Below are 24,136 nucleotides of genomic sequence, written 5' to 3'. Positions count from 1 at the left end.
TTGATTGCCGCGCGTCGGTTTTACTGCAAAGATTTTCGTTGGTTTTTCTCCCTGCCTTTCCCTCAGCTACGGTTAGCAAAGGGTGCCAAACGGCATACAGGTAACGGTGCCCCATGATCCAGCGATTACCAACGGCTGCGACGGCGATGAATGAAGGCATGCAGATGCTGTGGGACGACGCAGAACGCATTCTCCTGCGGGGCAGACGTGCTTCTGGCGGTCATGAGGTTGATGTCCTGATCGCCTCGCTCGCTACGGAGCAACCTTCGGGCGCCAGCGTCGAGCGGCTTGCCCATGAGTTTTCCCTGAAAGACCAGTTGGAGAGCGACTGGGCTGCCCGTCCCCTTGAGTTGTTGCATGACGAGGGCCGCCTGCAGCTGGTGCTCGAAGACCCGGGCGGCGTGCCGCTGGCCCGTTTGCTGACGGCACCCCTGGACGTTGCGACGTTTCTGCCGCTGGCCATCAGCGTGGCGGTTGCACTGGGCAAGTTGCATCGACGTGGCCTGATTCACAAAGACATCAAGCCCGCTCACCTTCTGGTGAACTGCCCCGATGGGCACGCCCGACTCACCGGCTTCGGCCTCGCATCGCGTCTGCCCCGGGAACGGCAGCCCGCGGAACCGCCAGAAACGTTGTCCGGGACTCTGGCCTATATGGCCCCGGAACAGACGGGCCGGATGAACCGCTTGGTGGATTCGCGCAGCGACCTCTATGCCTTCGGCGTCACGCTCTATCAAATGCTCACCGGGTCGCTGCCGTTCAGCGCTGCCGATCCGATGGAATGGCTGCATTGCCATATCGCGCGTACGCCGATGTCGCCGAATGCGCGCGTGGCGACGGTGCCCGAGATGCTGTCGCGAATCGTCATGAAGCTGCTGGCCAAGACCGCCGAGGAGCGCTATCAGTCTGCGCTTGGCGTCGAGCAGGATCTGCGCCGTTGTCTGGCAGGCTGGCACCAGCAGAATATGGATGAGTTTGCGCTGGACGAGCAGGGGACGTGCGATCGTTTGCTGATCCCCGAAAAGCTCTACGGCCGAGAGCCCGAAGTCCAGACGCTGATTGCCGCGTTCGAACGGATTGCCGTCAGCCACCGACCGGAGCTGGTGCTGGTTTGCGGCTATTCGGGCATCGGTAAATCCTCGGTGGTCCACGAGCTGCATCAAACCCTGGTGCCGGTGCGCGGGTTGTTCGCCAGCGGAAAGTTCGACCAGTACAAACGCGACGTTCCTTACTCGACTCTGGCCCAGGCGTTCCAAGGGCTGGTGCGCACGCTTCTGGGCCAGAGCGATTCGCAAATGGCCGAGTGGCGCAACGCGCTGCGACAAGCGCTGGGCGCCGAGGCGCGGCTGGTGAGCGACCTGATTCCGGAGCTGAAACTGATCATCGGCGATACGCCGCCGGTAGCAGACCTGGAGCCGCCACAGGCGCAACGCCGGTTCTTGCAGGTATTGCGACGGTTTATCGGCGTGTTTGCCCGCGCCGAACATCCACTTGTGCTGTTTCTGGATGATTTGCAATGGCTGGATGTCGCGACACTCAATTGGCTGGAGGAACTGCTGACGCATTCCCACTTGCAGCACTTGATGCTGATCGGCGCTTACCGCAGCAATGAGGTGGATGCCTCGCATCCGTTGACCACCCGGTTGAGCGCCATCAAAGCGGCTGGGGGGCGGGTACATGAGATCACCCTGTTGCCGCTGGCCCGATCGCACATCGAGCAGTTGATCGCCGAGTCATCGCGCTCCGAGCCGTCGTACATCGCGCCGCTCGCGCAGCTGATTCTGGACAAGACGCAGGGCAATCCTTTCTTCGTCATTCAGTTCCTGCAAACCCTGGTCGAACAGGATCTGCTGACTTTCGATCATGACCGCCGGCAATGGGTCTGGGACGCACAGCGCATACACACCAGGGGCTACACCGACAATGTGGTCGACCTGATGCTCGACAAGATGGCACGGCTGCCCGCTGAAACGCAGCAGGCGTTGCAGCAACTGGCGTGCCTGGGCAACCTCGCCGATGTCGCCTCCCTGTCTACCGTTCTGGACTTGCCTGTCGCACAGGTTCACGGGGTGTTGTGGCCGGCGGTTCGTCATGAATTGATCACGCGTCAGGACAGCGCCTATGGGTTTGTTCATGATCGTGTCCAGGAAGCGGCGTATCTGCTGATTGATGAGGCTGCCCGAGCGCAGCATCACCTGCGGATCGGACGTTCGCTGGTGGAAAAGACGCCGGCAGACAAGCATGCAGAAAAGATTTTCGAGATGGTCGGCCAACTCAATCGAGGTGCCGCGCTGATGAATCGACAACAGGAGCGCGAACACCTGTCGCAATTGAACCTGCTGGCGGGCGAACGGGCCAGAGCGTCAACGGCCTATGCTTCGGCGCTGACGTACTTCGCCCAGGGCGCAGCGCTGCTGGGCGAGGGCGGCTGGGAACATCAGCGTGAGTTGATGTTTGCGCTGGAGTCCGGCCGGGCCTTTTGCGAATTCCTTACCCGCCAGTTGGGGAGCGCCGAAGCGCGTCTGCGGCAATTGTCACGCCGTGCGCAGACGCTGATCGAACGCACCCGGGTCGCCTGCCTGCAAGCGGATCTCTACCTGGTTCTGAATCAGAGCGACAACGCGGTGACGGTCTGCCTGGCTTTCCTGCGTTATCTGGGGATCGAGTGGTCGCCTCATCCCGATGACGACGAGGTGCGTGACGAATACCGGCAGATCGGGCAAAGGCTCGGCGAGCGTCCTATCGAAGCATTGATCGATCTGCCGCCCATGGTGGATGAAACCGCGCTTGCCACTCTTGAAGCCCTGACCAAGCTGATCGTTGCAGCGGTCCATATGGACGGCAATCTTCCAGGCCTGGCCATGTGCCGGGCGATCAACCTGAGCATTGAATACGGCAACAGCGATGCTTCGTGCGTGGCCTATGCCAACGTGTCGCGGATCGCCGGGCGGCGGTTCGCGGACTATCCGGCCGGCGTGGCGTTCGCCGAGCTGGGCTGTCGACTGGTCGAACGGCGCGATCTGGAACGCTATCAGGCACGTACGCAACTGGCGTTCTGGTTGTTTGCCAAACGCTGGGCTCAACCGATACGAACCTGCCTTGAGCCTTTGGCCCGTATATTTGAAGTGGCGAACCGCACTGGTGATCTGCCGATTGCCGCGTTTACCGGCAACAGCCGGGTCTCCAACCTGTTGGCCACCGGCGAACCCCTGGCCGAATTGCATGAGGAGGCCGAGCGCGGGTTGGCTTACGCCAGAAAAATCGGGTTCGGCGTGGTCATCGACTTCATCGAAACGCAGTTGGCGTTTATCCGGATGCTCCGGGGCCAGACGCCAACTTTCGGCAGCATCGGCCCGGGCGCATTTGCCGAGCGCCACTGCGAGGATCACCAGACCTCATTGGTTGCCATTTGCTGGCACTGGATTCGCACCTTGCAGGCCTGTTATTTCGCCGGCCACTACGAAGCAGCGGCAGAGGCCGGCGCCGCCGCTCGACAATTGCTCAGGTCATCGCACTCGTTTCTTGAGGAAGCCGAATATTGCTTCTACCAGGCCTTGACCCTCGCTGCCCTGTGCAGCACCAGGCCCGCCGGTGAACGGCAGGCGCAACTCGACGTCATCACCGCGCAACACCGGCAATTGCAGGTCTGGGCCGAACTCTGCCCGGACAATTTCGCCAGCCACGCCGCATTGCTGGCGGGTGAAATTGCCCGTCTGGAGGGCCGGCTGCCAGAGGCCGAGCATTGCTTCGAACACGCAATCGAATCAGCTCAGCGCAGCGGCTTCCTGCATATCGAAGCGCTGGCCAACGAGCTCGCCGCGCGTTTCTATGAAAACCGCGGGCTGCACAAGATTGCCCGGGTCTATCTTCAGGATGCGCGCTACGGCTATCAGCGCTGGGGCGCCGAGGGCAAAGTGCGACAACTGGAAGCCGAGCACACGTTCCTGCGGGTCGAAAAACCGCTGCCCGGTCCCACCAGTACCATCGCCACGCCGGTGGAGCACCTGGATCTTGCGACCGTGTTAAAGGTGTCGCAAGCGGCCTCCAGTGAAATCGTCCTCGAAAAGCTGATCGACATGATCATGCGCACCGCAATCGAACAGGCCGGCGCGCAGCGTGGCGTGCTGATCCTGACGGAGCAGGGCGAGCAGCGGATCGTCGCCGAGGCGATCACTCGTGATGACGCGACGCAACTGGATCTGCGCGATGCGCCGGTGGCTGCGAGGCTGTTGCCGGAGTCGGTCCTGAACCAGGTGCTGCGCACTCAGGAAAACCTGGTACTGGCTGATGCCTTGGCCGAACCATCGTTCGCGGCCGACCCGTATGTTCGCCAGCATCGTGTGCGCTCTGTACTCTGCCTGCCGTTGCTCAATCAGGCGAAACTGATTGGCGTGCTGTATCTGGAAAACAACCTGACTTCGCGGGTGTTCAGCCCCTCACGGATCGCCTCGCTGAGGCTGATCGCCTCACAGGCGGCGATCTCGCTGGTCAATGCACGCCTGTACCGCGATGTCGCCGAGCGCGAGGTCAAAAGCCGCGAGAGCGAGCAGCGTTATCGCGAGATACAGGCTGAGCTGGCCCATGCCTGCCGCGTCGCGACCATGGGGCAACTCGCGGCCTCGATTGCCCATGAAGTCAGCCAGCCGCTGGCCTCGACACTCGCCAGCGCCCAGGCAGCGCTGCGCTGGTCGGGTGCGGCGCCACCGAACCTCGAAGAAACCCGCCTGTGCCTGGAGCGGATCGTCAGGGATGCCCATCGGGGCAGTGAGGTGCTGGATCGTATTCGCGGGCTGATTCGCAAGGCCCCTCAGCCAAAGGAGCCGGTCAACCTCAATGAGGTGATTGGCGAAGTCATCGAGATCACCCGGAGCCAGGCGCAGAAGGCCGGGGTTTCGGTCGAGGCGCAGATGGTGGCCGGTTTGCCACGGGTCGATGGCGACCGGGTCGAGCTGCAGCAAGTGGTGCTCAATCTGGTGATGAACGCACTGGAAGCCATGAGCGGTGCAGGTGTCGTCAAAGGGGAGCTGCGCATCCGCACGCAAACCAATGAAGCGGGGCAGGTGTGGGTGTGTGTCAGCGATTCGGGGCCGGGGTTCGGCGCGCATTCGATCGGGCAGCTGTTTACGCCGTTCTACACCACCAAACCCACGGGGCTGGGCATGGGGCTGTCGATCTGCCGTTCGATCATCGAGACCCATGGCGGTCAATTGTGGATCGAGGCCAATCAGCCGTGCGGTGCCGTCGTGCAGTTTGTCTTGCCGGCCGATCCCGTTCTGCTTCCGTGAGCAGAAAAAAAGCGCCCGCCAAAAAAACCGTGGCGGGCGCCTGGGAATGCGCGCAGCAGTAGAGAAGGGTCAAGCGTCGCGGGATCAGGCCACCGGAATCAACGGGTCGGCAGCGGCCAGTGCGGTTGCACGATCGGCGGCCGGCGGGTAGATCCAAACGGTATTGATCTGAGTCTTGAGGTCTTTGGCTTCTTGCCCGACCAGTTTCAATTGACGGTCCCAGCCCTCGGTGAACACGGCGCCCCAGGCGCCGAGGTCAAGGCAGGTCACGTACTTGGGCTGGCTGTAGGTTATCGGCGCGACACCGATCAGGTCAGCCGCCACATTGTTGCCGGCATAACGGCCCAGGCTGATCGCATGCTGGCAGGACATCGCGGCGTAGTTTCCGAGATCATCCGTGGCGGCATAAGCGACGTCGCCGGCAGCGAAGACATCCACATGCCCCAGCACTTTCAAGTGGCCGTCGACGTGCAGGCGCCCTTGCGGATCACGGCTGCCCGGCACCTGTTCGGTGAGCGGGCTGGCGCGGAAACCAACGGTCCAGACGACGGTGCTGGATTCGATACGTTGGCCGTCGGCCAGGGTCACGCCGCCGGCATCGACCGAGGCGACCGAGGCGTCGACTATCCATTCGATGCCCAGCTCCCTGGAAGCTTCCACGATGGAAGGGCGAATGCCTTCACCCAACGTCGCGGCGATTTGCGGCGAACGATCCACTACGATGACTCTGATCGGCGCATCGTCACCCAGAGCGGCACGCAGGCGGGCGGGCATTTCGGTGGCGGTTTCGATCCCGGTAAAACCACCACCGGCGACCACCACGGTATTTCGCGCAGCGCTCGACGGCTGGTTCTTCAAGGATTTGATATGGGCTTCGAGGCGGGCGGCTTCTTCTATCTGGTCGACATCGAAAGCGTGTTCGATCATGCCTTTGAGCGGTGGGCGAATCACGCGACTGCCGGCGGCCAATACCAGCCGGTCATAGTTCAGCTTGCCTTGCGCGCCGAAGGCATCGCTGTAGGTCACCTGCTTGCTTTGGGTGTCGATGTTGTCGGCGATGCCTTTGACGAATCTCACGCCGACCGCATCGAACAGTTCACCCAGCGGCGCCTTCATGTTGTGGACGTCCGGCTCGTAGAAGCGTGGGCGGATACGCAGTTCTGCCTGGGGCGCGAGGACGGTGATCTGCACGTCGTTACGATCATGCTGGTCCAGCAGACGTGCGGCGCTCAAGGCGCTCCAGACTCCACCAAACCCTGCGCCTATCACTAAAATGTGCTGTTTCATCGGATGACTCCTGAGAAATTCTGATCGTTGAACGACTTGACTGTTCACGCGTGACCGTCTCCCGGTCTGCACGAAGCAGGTTGTTGTGAGCAACCGCAGAACCGGTTCGATTCGCTGGAGAAAATGCTATCGAGGAAGGCGCGGCGGAACACTTCTACATAGGGTCAGCGCCGACATGCTTAGGTGTGAGGCGGGTATACACAGGTATAGGAAGAGGGCATTCAAACGGTGCGATTGAACGCGCTTTCGATGCAGGTGATGAGTTCGCCGCAGGGAAAGGGTTTCGGGAAGTAGGCGAGCGGCTCGGGAAATGCTGCGTTGACCTTTGGCGGTGGGCCCTGGTAGCCAGTGATGAAAATGATCGGGATGCGCAGGCCTCGGGCGCACAGTGCGTCGTACATCTGGATGCCGGACAGTCCGGGCATCTGGATATCCGAGATGATGCAGCCGGGGCGGGGCGGTGCGGTCATCGCCAGAAAAGCCTCGGCGTTCGGGTACAGCCGCACGCTGTAGCCGTGAGAGCGCAACAGGCTGTCCAGCGCCATGCGCACGGATTCATCATCATCGACAACCGAAACAACAGCGGTGTGGGACATTGCTTTACCAGGGCTGATCTCGGGTAGCCCGTCGAGGACGCCCGCCATTGCCGCACGATACGCCGCTCGATCCGGCGGCGTACTTATACGTGTGTATAGCGACAGTATTTGAACGCCTGCGAGCCCGATGCCCTTGCGGTGTGTGGCGTCAGCGCGAGAACCGGCTGCGGTATTCCCGAGGCGAGACCGAGAGATGACGGTAGAAGGTGTCGCGCATGCGTTCTTCGTCGCCGAACCCGCACAACTGCGCGATCTGGTCGATGTTGCGCTGGGAGTCTTCGAGCATCCGTCGCGCCGCTTCCAGGCGAAACAGCTCAAGCGCCTTCGCCGGTGTGCGACCGGTCTTGCGTTTGTAGACCCGGGCGAAATTGCGCGGGCTCATCTGTGCCTGTCGGGCCAGGGTTTCGACGTTCAGGCCCGTGTCGCCGAGGTTTTCGCTGATCCACAGGTGCAGTTCGTCGAAGCTGCCGCGGTCGTCGATCTGTGATTGCAGCAACTGGCTGAACTGCGCCTGACCGCCGGGCCGCTTGAGAAAAACCACCAGCTCCCGCGCGACCTGTAGAGCTATGGCCCTGCCGCAATCGGCTTCGACCAGTGCCAGCGCCATGTCGATTCCGGTGGTGACCCCGGCGGAAGTCCAGACCTTGCCTTGCTGGATGTAGATCGCATCAAGATCGACATCGACACTGGGAAAACCACCCTTGAGCATGTCGCACATCCCCCAGTGGGTGGTCGCGCGCAACCCTTCCAGCAGCCCGGCCTGGGCCAGCAGAAAGGTGCCGCTGCACACCGAGGCGGTGCGTCCCGCCTTAACCGACGCCGCGCGCAACCAGTCCACCAGCGCAACGTTGTCGAGCATGGCCTGCCGGATGTTCGGTGCACCGGGCACGATCAGGGTATCTATCGCGGTTTCGTCAAAGGTGTTCAGTGGGACGGTGTTGACCGCCAGCCCTTCGGCGGTGGCAATCAATCCACCGGCGAGGCTTGCGGTGTGCATCGCGTAGCCAGGCAGGCCGCGTTCGGCCCTGGCTTTGGACGCTGCCCAGAACACGGTCTGTGCGCCGGTCAGGTCCAGCAAGCCCATTTGCGGATAGGCCAGGAACACCAGCGTGCGCGGCTGCGCGAGCAGACAGGTGAGTGGGTCGGGGTGATGAAAAATTGAGTTCATGACGGCTTTGAGGGCTTGGTGACCGCCAGTTTTCGACGATCCGGTGTGCCCTAGTGTCCGCGTTTGCGGGCGCCAGCGCGAATATACATTGGTATGGGACGCAGCCACTTCAGCGCCGGCCGTACTCGCTCGATCCGGCGCAATCCCTATACCCGCGTATGGTATTGGTCGTCAGGGTCGCGATGCACACTCGCTTTCAAGGAGCTTTATGCCGCTCTTGCGGCATTGCTCCGAGCAATTTCGACTCAGCCAACAGGAAAGCGACCATGTCTACCTATCTGAATCACTCCCAACAAACCCACTCAGCCACCAGCCTGCCATTCACCTCGAATTTCGGCCAGGCTCAGGAGCTGGTGCCTTCGCGCTACGCACTGCAGGTCGGCGACATCGACGTGGTGGTGATCAGCGATGGCGTTCTGCCGCTGCCGACCTCGACCATGTCGACCAATGCTGACCCGCAGGCTCGTGCCGCCTGGTTCAAGGACATGTTTCTGGGGCCGGACGCGTTCGACTGGGCACTCAACGTGCTGGTGGTGCGCAGCGGCGAGCAGATCATCCTGGTCGACGCCGGACTGGGCGGGCAGTTTCCCGGCTTTCCCCGGGCCGGCCAGCTGCCGAAACGGCTGGAAGCGGCCGGCATTGATCTGGCAGCCGTGACCGACATCGTGATCACGCACATGCACATGGACCATGTCGGCGGCCTGCTGGTCGACGAAGTGAAGAGCCGGCTGCGTCCGGATGTGCGGATCCATGTTTCAGCGAAAGAAGTCGAGTTCTGGGAAACTCCGGACTTCACCCAGACCGAGATGCCGGCGCCGGTGCCTGACGTTCTGCGCGCGACAGCCAATCAGTTCATCAACGATTACCGCAGCCGGGTGCGCACTTTCGACGATGAATACGAGGTGGCGCCGGGCGTGCTGGTGAAGCTGACCGGTGGGCATACGCCGGGCCACAGCATTGTTTACGTCAACTCCGGCGGTGAACGCCTGACCTTTGCCGGCGATGCCTTGTTTCCGGTGGCCTTCGAACACCCGGAATGGCACAACGGCTTCGAGCATGACCCTGAAGAATCGGTGCGGGTGCGCGTGCGTCTGATGCGCGAGGCGGCGGCGAGCGGTGAGTGGTTTGTCGCCACGCACCTGCCGTTCCCTTCGGTGGGCCGAGTAGCGGTCGATGGTGACGCGTTCCGCTGGATTGCAGCGTTCTGGGATTACTGATCGGCTGTTGGCGGCCCGGCTGCATTCGGCCGGCCTCGCTAAAAATCAGGCCCCGCAGGTGATGAGCTTGCGGGGCCTTTTTTTGCTTTGAGGTTTATCGAACGGGCAGCGGCAGCTCTGCATCGCCTTGTTCGAGGGGGCCGCTCAACGTCGGCGCATCAGGGCCTGTTCGATGCAGGCCAGCAGTGCGTCGGTATGGAACGGTTTGGAGAAATAGCCCTCCGGCGTCTTCACACGGCTGCTGAACTCAGGGGGCAGGCCCGGCTTGCCGGTGATGAAGATAGTCGGAATGTGGATCTTCCTGGCCGCCAGCGCCTCGTACATTTCGACCCCGCACATGCCGGGCATCTGAATGTCGGAGATCAGGCACCCGGTCTGCTCTGGCGCGCTTGATTCAAGAAAAGCAAACGCGCTGGTGAACGTCTTGACTGTATAACCGCAAGACCGCAACAAGCTGTCCAGTGAAACCAGAACAAGTTCGTCATCATCGACAACTGAAATAATAGCTGAGTTGAACATGGGGAAACCTTGCGTCTTTGCGGGTGGCTGTAGCGCCCGCCATACTTGCAAGATACGCCTTCAAAAGTTGTGGAATAGTATACGTGGGTATGTTTGGTCGGTTTTTTTGTTAGTTGCGACAGTTAATTAATGTTCAGCAAACAAGTGGTTGTTGATTAACGAAAGAAAGTACCCGTTATGCCGAATGCAGGCTTCAAAAAGTTGTCGGCTGGCGTAGTCGTTATTGGCAATTGCACTGGCGCGACAGTCGCGGAACAAGGCGTCGGCGGCCCCGAGCCGGCGTATGGCGCGATCAATGCCTTTCAGGCAGTCGGCGAAACACAACGGTTCTGCCGCGTCATTGAGGCGGTATAGCGCGTCAGGCTGGGCATGGCCACCCAGATCCGTGATGCCGGTGACGAGAAAGTCGGCGTATCGGGTATTGGCATTCAGCAACCTGCGCAACAGTGTCTGCACCGGTAAGAAGCTGACGGTGCGCAATGTCTGCTGGCTGTGTTTGAGTCGCGCCAGAATATTCAGCGTAGCGCCAAGAGTCTGCGTCAACGCGTCGATGATCTCCACGCGCTCAGCGGTGCATAGCGATGTGTGCTTGCCGTAGCGGCTGACGCAGGGCGGGTGACTGACCAAGAGCAGTTTGTGCGGTGCGTTCATGACCACCGTCTCCAGCTAGCGCTCGAGCGCGATTGAATGTTGTGAGTGCAACAGCGGACTCCACTGTTCCTGGTTGTCCGGGCGCCGGTAGTAAACGACCATACGCCGGGCGACCTGCATGGCCACATCACGGCCGTTGTCGGCCTCGACCAGTGCCAGTGCAAGATCGATTCCCGCGCTGACCCCGGCCGAAGTCCACACCGATGCCTGGCGAACGAAGATGGCTTCGCGATCCAGTTCGACCTTTGGAAACAGCCGCTCGAACGTGTCAGCCATCAGCCAGTGTGTCGCCACGCGCAGGCCGTCGAGCAGTCCCGCCTGAGCCAGGAAAAATGCGCCGCTGCATACCGACGTTGTACGGCTGGCCGTGGCTGACGTGACGCGCAACCAGTCCACCAGCGGCGCGTTGTCGAGCATGGCCTGGCGAATGGATGCCGAGCCCGGAACGATCAGCGTATTGATCGGCTCGCCGCTTAGCTCATCCAGCCGCCGGGTTTGCACCACCAGGCCTTCGCCGGTCTGCACCGGCCCGCCATGCAGGCTTGCGGTGTGCAAGGCGTAACCGGGCAAGCCGAGTTGCGCCAGTCTGCAGCTTGCCGCCCATAAGACGGTCTGGGCACCGGTCAGATCCAGCAGGCCCATTTGCGGATACGCCACGAAAACCACGGTTCGTTCTCGTAGCGGATTTTCGGATTCAGGGTCGGGGTTTGTGCGTTGAGTAGACAATGCGGATCTCCATATCGCCGGCCGGCGACGTCAGGGGTGGATGACAGTCATTGATCGTGTTGGGGCGCCGCCAAGGGAATTGCAAATACGAACTGCGTACCGACGCCCTCGGTACTGTTGACCCAGATGCGCCCGCCGTGGAATTCAATGATCGACCGGCAAATGGAGAGGCCCATTCCGAGGCCGGTCGGTTTGGTCGTGAAGAACGGGTCGAACAGCGAAGGCAGGATGTCTGCGGCAATACCGACGCCGGAATCGGCGATTTCAAGCACAGCCTCGTTGTGCAAAATCGAGGTGTTGATCCGTAGTGTCCGGGCTCGTTCTTGCACGTTGGCCATGGCCTGGCAGGCGTTGATGATCAGATTGATGATGACTTGCTGCAGTTGCACACGATCGCCTTTGATCAGGGCGCCGCGAGTGCCCAGTTGTGCGTGCGGGCGAACCTCGTGAAAGCAGATGTCGTGTTGCATCAGCGTCAGCGAGTCACTGACGATCTCGTCAAACACTTCGACATTGCGCTGCACCTCGCTGTGGCGCGACAAGGCCCGGATACAGGCGATGACGTCGGAGACCCTGACCGAGTTTTGAATGATCCGGTCCAGCGAACGGCGTGCTTCTTCCAGATTGGGCTCGGGACGGTTGATCCAGCGTTTGCAGGATTCGCCGCTGGTAATGACCGCTGCCAGCGGCTGATTGATTTCGTGGGCGATGGAGGCTGCCAGTTCGCCCATGGAGGTCAGGCGTGTGACGTGGGCGAGGGTGGCTTGCGAGTGAAACAGCGCCTCTTCGGACTGTTTGCTGGCGGTGACTTCCATCAGCGCGCCGGCGTATTGCGTGCGCCCGCGATGCCTGGGCAAAGGGCTGGCGATCATCTGCACATGCTTGATCCGACCATCCGGCATGACCAGTCGATGCTCGGCTTCGATGAGCTCCTGGCGGCGCGCAAATTGGTCCAGCACCTGATCGATCACCGGTAGATCATCGGGATGGGTGCGTGACTTGACCAGGGCGAGAGTCGGAGTGACGTTCGGTGGGTACTCGAAAATGCGTGAGGATTCTTCCGACCAGGACAAGGACACGCTGACCTTTTTATCGATGATGAAACCGATGCTGCCGGTGTGGCTGAGTTTCTGTGCGCCGAGAAAGAAGGCTTCCTTGCGCCGCAACGTTTCAGTGGCGCGTTTACTGCGCAGCGCCAACAGGGAAATGGTCGTCAGCGCGATCACGCACCTGACGAATCCGGCGATGCTCCTGTGATCGCGATAGCCTTGGTCGATCAGGAAGTCGGCCGTCAGGAGCGTGAGGCAACCCAGCGCAACGGCCAGGAATACCGGAACCGGGAAGATGTTCGCGGACATGAACACCAGCGTGATATAGAACAACGTCGGCGCAACGTCCAGATCAAGGTAAGCGTTGGTGATATAGATCATGCTGCCGACTGCAATGGCGGCAAGCCAGGCGAAAGCGTCTGAGCAAAGAAGTTGTGCGCGACGTTTGATGATAGACATTTATTCTTCCAGATTTTTGCTATCGGACGGCAGGTCGTGTTCTCTCGATGAAACAGGCAAATGCTATGAAGGGCGTATTAATGAAGAGGTTGAAAAGTCTGAACTTTTTTTCAGGCATGACCGTTGTTGGCGACTGTCTGTCATTCACCAATCGTTGTATTGATTAATATTGATTTGAATAAAGATGTTATTCGAAGACTTATTCTCTGGCATCGCTGCATTGGGTCAATCGAAGTATGACTACGTATGAACGGGATATACCTAAGTGTTAGTTGTGCCGAGTTTTTCGGTGCCTTGCCTGATGGCACAAACATGCGCCATCCCGGCCCCTTGAGCCGTCCCGTTCTGGTTCATGTGGTCACCGATTGACAGGCTGCGCCGCGATGACCTCGGCCATGCGCACCAGATCGGCAAATGAGCGCGCGCCCATCTTGCGCATGGCCTGGCCTCGGTGGATTTTCACGGTGATTTCGCTGAGGCCGATCTCCCCGGCGATCTGCTTGTTCATCAGGCCTGAGGCTGCCAGCGCCATGACCGTCTGCTCACGGGGTGTCAGCGTCCCGTGGCGCGCGCGCAGTTCATCGGCATGTCGCCCGGATTCGCGACGTTGCCTGTCTCGCGAATGTGCGGCGCAGACAGCATCGATCAGGTCCTGCTCGCGAAACGGTTTGGTCAGGAAGTCCACCGCGCCGGCTTTCATGGCGCGCACGGTCATGGCGATATCGCCGTGCCCGGTGATGAACACGATCGGCACGTTGATGCCGGCAGCGGCCAGTTCATTCTGGAAATCCAGCCCGCTGCTGCCTTGCAGGCGCACGTCGAGTACCAGACAACTGACGGTGTCGGGACGTTGATGTTTCATGAACTCGGCGACCGAACCGAACAGTTCGACTTTAAGGCCAATGGAGCGCAACAGGCTGCCGAGGGATTCACGCAGCGCTGCATCGTCGTCGACGATGAATACCACTGGCTCGCTGGGGTTATTGCTGATGGGATTGTTGTTCATTGCTTTTTTCCCAAGAGGTTGTGACGTTGTGGAGCTCGTCGTGGTATCGGTGAAGCCCCATCAAAAATATGCCTATCCCTCGGCCCGGGTACCTGTGTTTGCTCTTTCGAGTGTATGCCCGACCAAAGACACGGTCACGCCGCAGGTTTGGGCGGGGAGCAGATAAACGGTTCAGCATCGTAGAGGGGCAACACTCCGTCAGCTAGGACAAAAAACCCGAAAAAACGGCCATCGCAGCGGTCTATTCGCAGCCCGATGCAGCTGTCAGGTTCAAACGGTTCATACGCAAGTATCAAAACACTCACCTTACGCATGATCTCGCTGTCCCCAAGTACCACAGACGCCCGGCAGGCACGCCCTTAACCTTTACCTGCTCTCCGTCGATCTCAATGGCCGCGTGCCGGGTGGTGAACTTCATGAACAGAAATGATCTCCGTCGTGTCGACATCCATCTGCTGGTGGTCTTCGAGACGCTGATGCATGAGCGCAATGTCAGCCGGGTCGGCGAGAAGCTGTTTCTCGGCCAACCGACCATCAGTGCGGCGCTTGGGCGTTTGCGCGTGCTTTTCGACGATCCCTTGTTCGTGCGCGCGGGGAGGGTGATGGAGCCGACTGCACGGGCCGAGGAAATTTTCGCCAATCTGACGCCGGCGCTGGATGGCGTGGTCGCGGCGTTGAGCCGTTGCCAGCCGTTTGATCCGGGCACCAGCGAAGCGACCTTTCAAGTTGGCCTGTCCGACGATGTCGAATACGCGCTTCTTCCTCGACTGTTACGCCAGCTTCGTATCGAGGCGCCGAACATTGCATTGGTGGTGCTGCGGGTCAATGAGCAGCAGATGGCGCAGCGGCTGTTCAATGGCGAGATCGCTCTGGGGATCAGCCCTACGCTCGATCTGCCAGCCAACGCGCGACGCAAGAGTCTGCGATTGATCCGGCCGATGCTTTTGCGCTCGGACACTCGGCCGGGCATGCTGGCACTCGATGAATTCTGCGAGCGACCGCATGCCATCGTGTCGTCCATGGGCAAGGTCAAGGATGACACCGACCATGCCCTGGATCTGCTGGGGCGTCGGCGCAAAGTGGTGCTGGCGGTGCCGCAGTTCAGCGCCTTGCCAAGACTGTTGGCGCAAAGCGACATGCTGGTCATCGTGCCGGATTATGTGGCGAAGGCCATGGCCTCCGTGGAGGATATCAGGGCCGAACCGGCCCCTCTGTTACTGCCATCGCGGGAGCTTTCCATGGTCTGGCGCGCGGCTGCGCACAACGATTGTGCTCAACGTTGGCTGCGTTCGCGTTGCCAGGCGTTTTTTGGCACACCGCTTGAGTTGCAGGTAGTGCCCAGGTTGCGCCAGGCGTTGCCCCTCGATCAGACGTTGACGATCGCCCGGTAGGAAATGGCAATGGCTGTGTCAATCGCCCAATAAAAAAGCTCCGACTGGGTCGGAGCTTTTCTTTTTAGAGGGTCGTACGTGATTTGTCGTGAGGACGCGGCCCCGGAACATCACGCATTGATAAACGCCAGAAGGTCTGCGTTGATGGTGTCGCCGTTCGTGGTGCACATACCATGGGGCTGGCCGGGATAGGTTTTCAGCGTGCCGTGCTTGAGCAGTTTGATGGACAGATGGGCCGAATTCGCGATGGGCACGATCTGGTCATCTTCGCCGTGCAACACCAGAGTCGGCACCTCGATGTTTTTCAGGTCATCGGTGAAATCGGTTTCGGAGAACGCGCTGATGCAGTCGTACTGCGCCTTGATCCCGCCGTTCATGCCCTGACGCCACCAGTTTTCGACAATCGCTTCAGACACCTTGGCGCCGGGACGATTGAAACCGTAGAAAGGCCCGCTCGGGAAGTCACGATAAAACTGGCTGCGGTTCTGCGCGAGTGCTTTGCGCAATCCGTCAAACACATCCATCGCGAGGCCACCGGGATTTTTTGCGGTGCGCAGCATGATGGGGGGCACGGCACCGATCAGCACGGCCTTGGCCACCCGCCCGCGTCCATGACGCGCCACGTAGCGTGCCACTTCACCGCCGCCGGTGGAGTGGCCGATGTGGACGGCGTTGCGGATGTTCAGGTGCGCCATCAACTCGGCAACGTCGGCGGCGTAGGTGTCCATGTCGTTGCCACTGGCCGTCTGGGAAGATCGCCCATGGCCACGTCGGTCATGGGCGATGACGCGGAAGCCCTTGCCGAGGAAAAACAACATTTGCGCATCCCAGTCATCACTGGAAAGGGGCCAGCCGTGGTGGAACACGATCGGCTGCCCTTGACCCCAGTCCTTGTAGAAAATTTGCGTGCCATCCTTGACGGTGAACATTCCCGAGCCACTGCCGTTGCCGGCGCTTTTGCTGACCCCTGACGCGGAAGTCGGTGTCTGCTGTGTGGCCAGCGCCGGCAATGCCATCGCCAGGGTTGCGGCCATGGCCCCGGTCGTGATCAAGCCACGACGCGTGGTCCCGTTTTTCTCGTCAGTCATTTTGAACACCCATTGAGTTGTTTAAGTCGCACAGGCGGCAAGGGCTGCTGCCTTGGCCGAAGGCAATCTTTGGGCAAAGGAGAGCCGCTGAAAACCAGACATGGGTTTTCGAAATTAACGCTTTGGTATGTAGGGCGTGGCGGGAGGAATCCTGGCGGGGTTGGCGCGTCCCTGCGCCAGAACAAATCAGAAGCTGTACTTGGCCGTCAACATCATGTTGCGCGGGGTGCCGTAGCTGTCGCCGCCGTAACTGACGGAATTGGCGATGGCGGAATAGTACTTGCGGTCGAAGATGTTGTTGGCGTTGAGTTGCAGATCGAGGTTCTCATTGACCCGGTAGCCGGCCATCAGGTCGGTCACGGCGTACGCACCTTGCTTGAGGCGGTAGTTGCCGCCATCGAGCAGTTCGATGTCGTTGTACATGCGGCTCTGCCAGGAAATGTTGCCGCCCACGCGCAGTTTTTCCAGCGGGCCCTGGAAGTCGTAGCGGGTGGTCAGTTTGAACAGGTGTTCCGGCGTGTCAGTGTCGAACTGCTTGTTCACGTTCTGCGGATTCGCTTCGTCCTTGATGGTATGCGTGCGGGCGTAGGTGTAGCCGCCGCCGATCTGCCAGTTGTCGGTGAGCGCGCCTTGCAGTTCCAGGTCGATACCCTGGCTGCGAATTTCGCCGGAGGCTTCATAGCAGGACGACTGCGGGCAGTTCGGCACGAACACCTGCACTGCGCGGTTTTCCTGATCGACCCGGAATACGGCGAGGCTGGCATTCAGCGCGCCGCCCAGGTATTCGCCCTTGATGCCGACCTCGTAGTTCTTGCCCACGATCGGTTTGACCGGGCTGCCGGAGGTGTCCTTGTTGCTTTGCGGCGTGAAGATGTCGCTGTAGCTGGCGTAGATCGAGTGATGGTCGTCCAGTTCGTAGATCAGGCCGGCATAACGGGTTACGTTGCGGGTGACCTTGTAGTCGCCGTCGCCATCACGGTTGTCGTAGTCGTACCAGTCCAGACGTCCGCCGAGGATCAGCTTCAGCGGGTCAGCCAGGCTCAGGCGGGTGGTCAGGTACACGCCGTCCTGAGTCGTGACTTCACGCGTGTTGTTGGTGTGGACGAAGTCCGGCTTGCCGGCGTTGATCGGCCAGTTGGTGTCGTACGGCGAATAGTTGTGGGTGGTCAGGTCGTAGATGCGTTTGCTGGCGCCGACCACCAATTCATGGCTACGTCCGAAGGCCTCGAACGGGCCGCTGAAGAAGGCGTCCAGACCGGCCTGGTTTTCATCGGCCCTTGACTGGTAAACCGTGCGGGCCAGGGTGTTGTTGACCCAGCGCGACTGGTACGAACCGGAGAACAGCGCGTCCTGTTCGGAGTAGTTGGCATTGACCTGCAGCTTCCAGTCATTGGCCAGTTGCTGCCGGATCTCGGCGAAGACGGTGTTGATCTCCTGATCCTTGTTCTCCCAATAGGTGCCGGGGTTGTAGGAGCGCGGCAGATCGAGGTGATGACCGTCGAGACCGATCATCGACGAGCCCCAGAAGTAGTTGGTTTTGTCTTTCTGGTTGGAGAAACCGAAGGTCAGCGTGGTGTCATCGCTCAGGTCGGCTTCGGTGACGGCGTAGAACAGGTTGTGTCGCTCGCCCACGTCATCGATGAAACTGTTGGCGTCGCGATAGGACGTGACCACCCGGCCGCGCAGGGTGCCGCTGTCATTGAGTGGGCTGGAAGCATCGAGTTCGCCGCGATAGTTGTCCCACGTCCCGGCAGCGCCGGTGAGGGTGACACGCTGCTCGGCCAATGGCCGTTTACGGACCAGGTTGATCGCTGCCGAAGGGTTGCCGGAACCGGTGACCAGACCGGTCGCGCCCCGAACGACCTCGACCCGATCAAACATCGCCAGATTCGGCTGGGAGCCGACGTTCACGCCGTTGTAGCCGCTCGGAATGCCGTCGTACATCAGGTTGTCGATGTCGAAACCCCGGGCTTTGTAGGACTGCCGGCCGGGGCCGTCGGAGTAGTTGAGGAACAGCCCCGGCGTGGCGTTGACCACGTCATTGATGCTGGTCATCGCCTGATCGTCCATGCGCTGGCGGGTGATCACGGTGACGGCCTGCGGCGTTTCGCGCAGGGTCAACGGCAGTTTGGTGGCGGTGGCCATAGTGCCGGTGGTATAGGAGTCGGAGCCTTCGGTGGTGCTGCCCAGTTGGGTGGAAGTGATGGCGGTTGCGCCGAGTTCGAGGGTGGCGGGTGGAGCGGTGTCCTGCGTCTCGCGCGTTTCATCGGCCAGCGCCGGCGTCATGACCGCCATGCAGATGGCCATGGACAGAAGGTTGCGTGACGGGGTGAAACGATGCTGCGAGGTAGGACGCGACATGAAATTTCCCTGATTTTAAATAGCAAATAAAGAGCAGTTGAGAATCATTGCCAATAATTGTGTCAGGGTTTTTTACAGCGACAAAGCGATTCGTGAAAAAAATGTGAAATCGCGTTCGCGAAAAAACAAAACGCCCGAGGCACTGCCCCGGGCGTTTGAGGATGAAACCGGCGTGACCTGTTTCAGATCAGGCGCAGGGTGACATCGATATTGCCGTGAGTGGCCTTGGAGTAGGGGCAAGTCTGGTGCGCGGCTTCCATCAGCGCCTGGGCGACCGAAGGCTCCAGCCCCGGCAGGCTGACATTCAAACGGGCCCGCAGGAAAAACGCATCGCCGGTCTTGCCCAGATCGATTTCGGTTTCTACCGCCACATCAACCGGCAGTTTGAGCTTCAGCGAAGTGGCCGCTTTGCCCATGGCGCCGATGAAGCAGGCTGACCAACCTGCCGCCAGCAGTTGTTCCGGGTTGGTGCCGCTGCCGTGCGAACCGGGTGGTGACAGTTTGATGTCCAGATTGCCGTCCGAACTGCGCGAAGCGCCATCGCGGCCGCCGGTTGTGCGGGTCTTGCCGGTGTACAGCACGGTGTCGATTTGATTGATCATGAATTGCTCTGCCTGAGTGAGTGAGGGAGTCGGAACGTCAGGTTCCGATGGCCCACACTTTTGCATCGGCATGTACCTGGGATGTGTCGTGCCAAGGGAGGTTATGTATCGTTGTGTAGCCCCAGGCCCGGCAGCCTGGGAAATGGATTTGCTGGAGTGGTTGCGGGCAGTGTTTCGAGTGCTCGCAGATCCTGGCCCTGAGCACCAGCAACTACTCGAAACCCCGGATAAAACTGCGCTCGTCGAAGCGGAGGTGTATCGATGGTACAACCTCTTTTTTCCGTGGTCGCGCGGCGTGGCTTCCCAATCGGAGGGCGCCATAAAACCTTTGTACGACGCATTGGCCATGCGCCTCGACCCGGCCTCGCCGTCGGGAATCTCGTGGATTTACGTGCATGAAAGCGAGCACGAGAGCTCCTTTGCCTAAGGTGCTCGATTACCCGGTCGCGGTGTTCAGCGCCGCGACCGGCTTGCTTGGCGTTCCCCTGCCGGGCAGCCCCGTCAACTGTCGTCGCGAACCGGGATAAGCGCGAACCCCAGCAGATTTCCTGGCTCGTCAGTTCGTGTCGTCATCACCTTGAAAAATCTCTGCGTAAAGTCGCGCGACTGTAGGGGTAAGGTTATGAGCGGAAGGAATCAGAAAGTCGGCGTGTGGGGCGAGGCGTTTTACATAGATGACTTCGTAAATCCTGCGCACGATTCCGGGCGCTGTTTCTTCCTGATCGAGGCCTGGCATTATCCCAACGGCCTTGTAACCGGCTTGCTCCAGTGCTTGTTGCATATACGGCGTGCGGGTTGTTGCCATGCCATAGATCAGCCCCGCACCGATGAACCTGCCGATTTTTTCTCCCAGGTCCTGGGCGGCAACGGCCAGACTGGCTTGCCTATGCGGTTTGGCTACCGCGCCGACCCTCCCGAAAATAACGTCAGCACCGTCAATTTTTTCCCACGTGGCGATAGCGACAATCTCATCGTTCTGGCGGACGACTATGGCGATTATTCTTGGCTCCGGATCGTCTTCGAGCACCACGTTGTCTGCGTAGAACTGCGGGTCCAGAAATGGGCTTCCCAACCCCACCGAAATGGAGGGAAACCATGCGCGGAAAAAATCTGTCGCGACATTGATCTCCTCACGTTTCAGGTAATCCCAACTGTAGCTGGAGGGTAAATCGGTAAAGCTGCGAATTTGCTCGATCGTTGGCCATTTCATGCGGTTCTGCTCGTCTGATTGCTTCGATAAGTGGCGCCGGGGTCAGGCCCACCTCATCGGTACAGCGAAACCGTTCCGCGAGCAGGTGGATGAGGGCGGCGTCGATATTGTCGATGGTTTTCCTGAATGTTGTGAGTTGACGCGCGATGTCGAAGTTTTCCATGAATGACCTCGTGGCAGGTGTTCGAAAGAGCTTCTCAATGATTCGTCTGCTGAGCGAAAACCGACCAGTCCTTGTCGCCATGCCCCCGGGCTACCGCCGACGTCATTTTCAATCGCACGGCATCCGCCGCTGGCAGTTCCAGCCCCTTAAGACGACCCGCATCGATCGCCAGATTTATATCCTTGAGGCCAAGCGACAGTTTGAAACCCGGTTCAAAATTGCTGCTGACGATGTTCCGCCCGTAGCGTTGATAACTGGGGCAGGCGAACAGGGTCTGGGTCATGAGATTGATGAAAATCGAAGGACTCAGTCCGTGGCGTTGAACGAGTCCGCTGGCTTCGCCCAGCGACTGGATGGCTTGGGTGATCATCATGTTGCCGGCGATTTTCGCGATACAGGCCTGTTCAGGTTGGTCGCCCAGATACCAGGTGTTTTTCCCGAGCAGGTCGAACAGCGGTTGGACGGCCGAGACCGCTGCCTGCGATCCGGCCGCCAGGATATTCAGCTCGCCCTTGGCCGCCACGGCAGGCACCCCGAAGACCGGTGCCGCGATCAATGGCATGCCGACGGCGTCATGTTCGCGCTGCAACTCCAACATCAGCGAAGGCGACAAGGTCGACATCACGACATGCACGCAAGCTTTGTCTGCAGTTTCCAGAGCAGCGCTGGAGAGCAGCACTTGTCTGACGGCGGCATCATCGGCCAGAAGAGTGACGACCACCTCTTGCTGGAACGCCGAGGCCGGCGATTCGAGAACGCTGATGCCTTCAAGATCCTTGATCGCCGCGTAACTGCGGTTCCATGCAGAGACGTGATGGCCAGCGCGGACGAGCAGTGGAATGATCGCTCTGCCCATGCTTCCCACTCCGATAAAACCAATCTTCATTTGCAGTCTCCGGTTGGTATTCGACGACGGTGAATGCAGACAAGTATGTCGGGCACGGGATTGCTACGGCACTGCCATTGCTGCACTCTCACTGTTCATTTTTGTACGGGGGCAGAGCATGGACTGGAGTGATGTGCGGGTCTTTCTCGCGATTGCCCGAAGCGGGTCATTGGGCGCCGCCGCCAAGCTGTTGGGGGGCAGCCATCCGACCGTGGGGCGGCGCTTGCAGGTGTTGGAACAGTCCAGTGGCCAGCCCGTTTTCCTGCGTACCAACCAGGGTCTGGTCCTGACCGAAAGCGGAGAAAAGCTGCTCAGCCTCGCGCAGGAAATGGAGCAAAGTGCGTTGGCCATCGAAAGACGCCTGGCGGGGGACAGCACACAGCCCGAAGGTGTGTTGCGCATTTCCTGCGCGGACTGGTTCGCCTGTTATGTGCTGGCCCCGGTGCTGAGTGAACTGGTCCGGCGCTATCCGTTGATCGTGCCTGAGGTGATCGCCGGGCATCGATTGTTTGACCTGGCTCGCCGCGACGCCGACATCGCGTTTCGAATCGTTCCGTTCACCGAGCCCAATATCGTGCACCGCAAGCTGATCTCCCTGACTTACGGGTTATACGCAGCCGTTGGATCTGCTGACCCTGAGCCACAGGGCGACGGGCTGGGGCTGATCACCATGAGTGTTGCCCAGTCCCATTATCCCGATGTGCAGTGGCTGCAGCAGCGTTACCCTCTGGCGCGTACCGTGTTTACCAGTAGCAGCCGCACAGTCCAGGCGCAAATGTGCGCGCAGGGGCAGGGCGTCGCGGTATTGCCCCGCGCGTTGGGCGACAGGTTGACAGCGTTGCGACTGATCGATTCGGATGAACCACCCCCAGGCCGCGACATTTGGATGGGCTACCACCAGGACATGCGCCAGATGGACAGTCTGCGCGCGCTTGCCGACCTGGCCTCCGTCATGATCGGCACTCAGGCAGGCGGTTGATTCACGCTGCCGGCTGCATGGCCACCGTTTGGGGCTATGCAGCAGGTTGACGTGCCAGCGTCAGGCTCAGTCCTGCGCCTGCCGCCAGACAGGCCGCGATGCACAGTATGGCGACGGTGAAGGCGTGGGTGACGGCCGCCGCATCCGTGTTCGTGCCCAGAAGCGTGTAAAAGATGCCACCGATGATCGCCACGCTCAGCGACGTGCTGATTTGCAAGGTGGAACTGGTGATGCCCGCAATCATGCCGGAATACGCCGGTGCCACGCGTCCCGTGATCATGCGCATCAATGTCGGAACGGCAAGTCCTTGTCCGAAGCCGATCAGAAAGAGAATCACGGCAAGGGACAGCGCAGAGGGCGTGACGGCCGTCGGTGTGTGCGCCACGAGCCAGGCCAACAGCACAAAACCCAGCACTTCGAGCGCCATTCCGAAGGGATTCACATAAGACCCCAGCAAACGCCGGAACTGATGGGTGGCGAGCGGACCCAGCAAGAAACCGGCGCCGAATGGCAGAAAGACCAGGCCTGCACTGAGTGGGCTCGTATGCAGGGCTCCCTGTAAATAAATGGAAAACAACAGGAAGAACACGCCGATCGCGTAGAAGGTCAGCGCGACCAGCAATGCGCGACCCAGCCCGGGCGCACGCAGTGCAGCAGGGCTCAGCAACGGCGCGCCTTGCGCCTGATACAACCGGGTTTCGTAGCGCCAGAACAGCCAGGCCAGCAGTGGCGCCGCTGCCAGCGACAGCCAGGCCCACAACGGCCAGCCTGCTTCACGTCCCTCGATCAGTGGAACGATCAGCGCCGCAAGCGTCACCATCGACAACAGCGTTCCTCCCAGATCCAGCTTGCTGGGCTGGGGGGCGCGGGTTTCCTTGACCACAGGGATGGCGATCAGGATGACCAGCAACGCAATCGGTAGATTCACCAGAAATATCGCCCGCCAGCCCAGGTTCATCAGATTGAGCGAAATCAGAATCCCGCCAAGCGCCTGGCCGATTACCGACGCCAAGCCAAACACCGCGCCATACAGGCTCAGCGCCAAGGCCTTTTCGGACTCCGGAAATATCGCCTGCACTGAGGCGAGTGCCTGAGGCGCCATGATGGCTGCCGTCACGCCTTGCAGCGAGCGTCCGGCGATCAACACCCAGGGTGACTCGGCGACACCGCAGATCAGTGAGGCAACAGCAAAACCAATCAGGCCAACGAAGAACATTTTCATGCGACCAAAGATGTCCCCAAGGCGTCCGCCGGTGATCAGTGTCACGGCATAAAGGGCTGCATACGAAGAGATGATCAACTGTTCAGCGGAGGAGGCTGTGCCCAGCGATTGCTGAATCGAGGGCAGCGCTACGTTGACGATAAAAAAATCCAGCGGCGGCAAGAATGCACCGACCAACAATATGGCGAACATCAGCCAGCGCCGCGGTTCCGCCAGAGCTACTTCTTTGTGAGGCATAAGGTCTCCTTTCTGGAACCCTTCGGTTCCGGAA

Annotated in this window: 20 protein-coding genes; 5 read left to right on the top strand and 15 right to left on the bottom strand. The window is 60.2% G+C overall.

Annotated features, from left to right (window positions below):
• Positions 1-158 precede the first annotated feature (158 nt).
• On the top strand, positions 159-5,285 hold the full coding sequence (locus MKZ87_RS07515; protein ID WP_266200588.1) for a trifunctional serine/threonine-protein kinase/ATP-binding protein/sensor histidine kinase: 5,127 nt from the start codon (positions 159-161) through the stop codon (positions 5,283-5,285).
• Positions 5,286-5,369: 84 nt separating this feature from the next.
• Here the strand turns inward: MKZ87_RS07515 and MKZ87_RS07510 are convergent, their stop codons facing one another.
• The 3 genes from MKZ87_RS07510 to MKZ87_RS07500 all read right to left on the bottom strand — a co-directional run bounded on the left by MKZ87_RS07510 (position 5,370) and on the right by MKZ87_RS07500 (position 8,336).
• The gene (locus MKZ87_RS07510; RefSeq protein ID WP_266200546.1) at positions 5,370-6,572 is read right to left on the bottom strand and encodes an NAD(P)/FAD-dependent oxidoreductase; all 1,203 of its coding nucleotides are present in this window, start codon (positions 6,570-6,572) and stop codon (positions 5,370-5,372) included.
• Between the two features lie 221 nt (positions 6,573-6,793).
• A complete protein-coding gene (locus MKZ87_RS07505; protein ID WP_170929793.1) occupies positions 6,794-7,168 on the bottom strand; it encodes a response regulator transcription factor in 375 nt (124 codons plus the stop codon).
• A 148-nt stretch (positions 7,169-7,316) separates the two neighbouring features.
• Positions 7,317-8,336: a GlxA family transcriptional regulator gene (locus tag MKZ87_RS07500; protein ID WP_085703865.1), complete on the bottom strand. Its 1,020-nt coding sequence runs from the start codon at positions 8,334-8,336 to the stop codon at positions 7,317-7,319.
• 266 nt (positions 8,337-8,602) lie between these two features.
• Here MKZ87_RS07500 and MKZ87_RS07495 point away from each other — a divergent pair, with 266 nt between their 5' ends.
• The gene (locus tag MKZ87_RS07495) at positions 8,603-9,553 is read left to right on the top strand and encodes an MBL fold metallo-hydrolase (RefSeq protein WP_085700783.1); all 951 of its coding nucleotides are present in this window, start codon (positions 8,603-8,605) and stop codon (positions 9,551-9,553) included.
• 144 nt (positions 9,554-9,697) lie between these two features.
• Here MKZ87_RS07495 and MKZ87_RS07490 read toward each other — a convergent pair whose 3' ends face one another.
• The 5 genes from MKZ87_RS07490 to MKZ87_RS07470 form a co-directional block, all read right to left on the bottom strand.
• A complete protein-coding gene (locus tag MKZ87_RS07490; protein ID WP_227235393.1) occupies positions 9,698-10,072 on the bottom strand; it encodes a response regulator in 375 nt (124 codons plus the stop codon).
• A 126-nt stretch (positions 10,073-10,198) separates the two neighbouring features.
• The gene (locus tag MKZ87_RS07485; RefSeq protein WP_266200545.1) at positions 10,199-10,723 is read right to left on the bottom strand and encodes a hypothetical protein; all 525 of its coding nucleotides are present in this window, start codon (positions 10,721-10,723) and stop codon (positions 10,199-10,201) included.
• Between the two features lie 15 nt (positions 10,724-10,738).
• A complete protein-coding gene (locus MKZ87_RS07480; RefSeq protein WP_085700780.1) occupies positions 10,739-11,449 on the bottom strand; it encodes an AraC family transcriptional regulator in 711 nt (236 codons plus the stop codon).
• A gap of 47 nt (positions 11,450-11,496) precedes the next feature.
• The gene (locus MKZ87_RS07475) at positions 11,497-12,957 is read right to left on the bottom strand and encodes an ATP-binding protein (protein ID WP_266200544.1); all 1,461 of its coding nucleotides are present in this window, start codon (positions 12,955-12,957) and stop codon (positions 11,497-11,499) included.
• A gap of 358 nt (positions 12,958-13,315) precedes the next feature.
• Positions 13,316-13,963 carry a response regulator transcription factor gene (locus MKZ87_RS07470; RefSeq protein ID WP_085700778.1) on the bottom strand — a complete coding sequence of 216 codons (648 nt, stop codon included), beginning with the start codon at positions 13,961-13,963 and terminating at the stop codon, positions 13,316-13,318.
• A gap of 416 nt (positions 13,964-14,379) precedes the next feature.
• On the opposite strand from MKZ87_RS07470, the gene MKZ87_RS07465 reads away from it, so the two are divergent.
• Positions 14,380-15,354 carry a LysR family transcriptional regulator gene (locus MKZ87_RS07465; RefSeq protein ID WP_266200543.1) on the top strand — a complete coding sequence of 325 codons (975 nt, stop codon included), beginning with the start codon at positions 14,380-14,382 and terminating at the stop codon, positions 15,352-15,354.
• A 110-nt stretch (positions 15,355-15,464) separates the two neighbouring features.
• Here MKZ87_RS07465 and MKZ87_RS07460 read toward each other — a convergent pair whose 3' ends face one another.
• The 3 genes from MKZ87_RS07460 to MKZ87_RS07450 form a co-directional block, all read right to left on the bottom strand.
• Positions 15,465-16,283, bottom strand: coding sequence for an alpha/beta fold hydrolase (locus MKZ87_RS07460; RefSeq protein WP_218191833.1), 819 nt, complete (start codon positions 16,281-16,283; stop codon positions 15,465-15,467).
• A gap of 345 nt (positions 16,284-16,628) precedes the next feature.
• Positions 16,629-18,803: a TonB-dependent siderophore receptor gene (locus MKZ87_RS07455; protein WP_266200542.1), complete on the bottom strand. Its 2,175-nt coding sequence runs from the start codon at positions 18,801-18,803 to the stop codon at positions 16,629-16,631.
• 182 nt (positions 18,804-18,985) lie between these two features.
• On the bottom strand, positions 18,986-19,405 hold the full coding sequence (locus MKZ87_RS07450) for an organic hydroperoxide resistance protein (RefSeq protein ID WP_266200541.1): 420 nt from the start codon (positions 19,403-19,405) through the stop codon (positions 18,986-18,988).
• A 142-nt stretch (positions 19,406-19,547) separates the two neighbouring features.
• Between MKZ87_RS07450 and MKZ87_RS07445 the strand changes: the two genes are divergently transcribed.
• On the top strand, positions 19,548-19,832 hold the full coding sequence (locus MKZ87_RS07445) for a hypothetical protein (protein WP_227235398.1): 285 nt from the start codon (positions 19,548-19,550) through the stop codon (positions 19,830-19,832).
• 129 nt (positions 19,833-19,961) lie between these two features.
• On the opposite strand, the gene MKZ87_RS07440 is transcribed toward MKZ87_RS07445, so the two are convergent.
• From MKZ87_RS07440 to MKZ87_RS07430, 3 genes are read right to left on the bottom strand one after another with little or no spacing between them, the layout of a single operon-like run.
• A complete protein-coding gene (locus MKZ87_RS07440) occupies positions 19,962-20,615 on the bottom strand; it encodes a hypothetical protein (RefSeq protein ID WP_266200540.1) in 654 nt (217 codons plus the stop codon).
• On the bottom strand, positions 20,536-20,778 hold the full coding sequence (locus tag MKZ87_RS07435) for a chorismate mutase (protein ID WP_266200539.1): 243 nt from the start codon (positions 20,776-20,778) through the stop codon (positions 20,536-20,538). Before MKZ87_RS07435 ends, MKZ87_RS07440 begins: the two co-directional genes overlap by 80 nt.
• A 34-nt stretch (positions 20,779-20,812) precedes the next feature.
• Positions 20,813-21,664: an NAD(P)-dependent oxidoreductase gene (locus MKZ87_RS07430; RefSeq protein WP_085703870.1), complete on the bottom strand. Its 852-nt coding sequence runs from the start codon at positions 21,662-21,664 to the stop codon at positions 20,813-20,815.
• Between the two features lie 118 nt (positions 21,665-21,782).
• Between MKZ87_RS07430 and MKZ87_RS07425 the strand changes: the two genes are divergently transcribed.
• The gene (locus tag MKZ87_RS07425; RefSeq protein WP_266200538.1) at positions 21,783-22,643 is read left to right on the top strand and encodes a LysR family transcriptional regulator; all 861 of its coding nucleotides are present in this window, start codon (positions 21,783-21,785) and stop codon (positions 22,641-22,643) included.
• Between the two features lie 34 nt (positions 22,644-22,677).
• On the opposite strand, the gene MKZ87_RS07420 is transcribed toward MKZ87_RS07425, so the two are convergent.
• Complete coding sequence (locus tag MKZ87_RS07420; RefSeq protein WP_085703872.1) at positions 22,678-24,102, bottom strand: MFS transporter; 1,425 nt, start codon at positions 24,100-24,102, stop codon at positions 22,678-22,680.
• Positions 24,103-24,136: the final 34 nt, after the last annotated feature.

It is taken from the genome of Pseudomonas sp. MCal1 (genome assembly GCF_026341415.1).
GTDB lineage: Bacteria > Pseudomonadota > Gammaproteobacteria > Pseudomonadales > Pseudomonadaceae > Aquipseudomonas.
The sequence above is the reverse complement of the archived record's forward strand: the minus strand, read 5'-3'. Positions and strand labels throughout refer to the sequence as shown.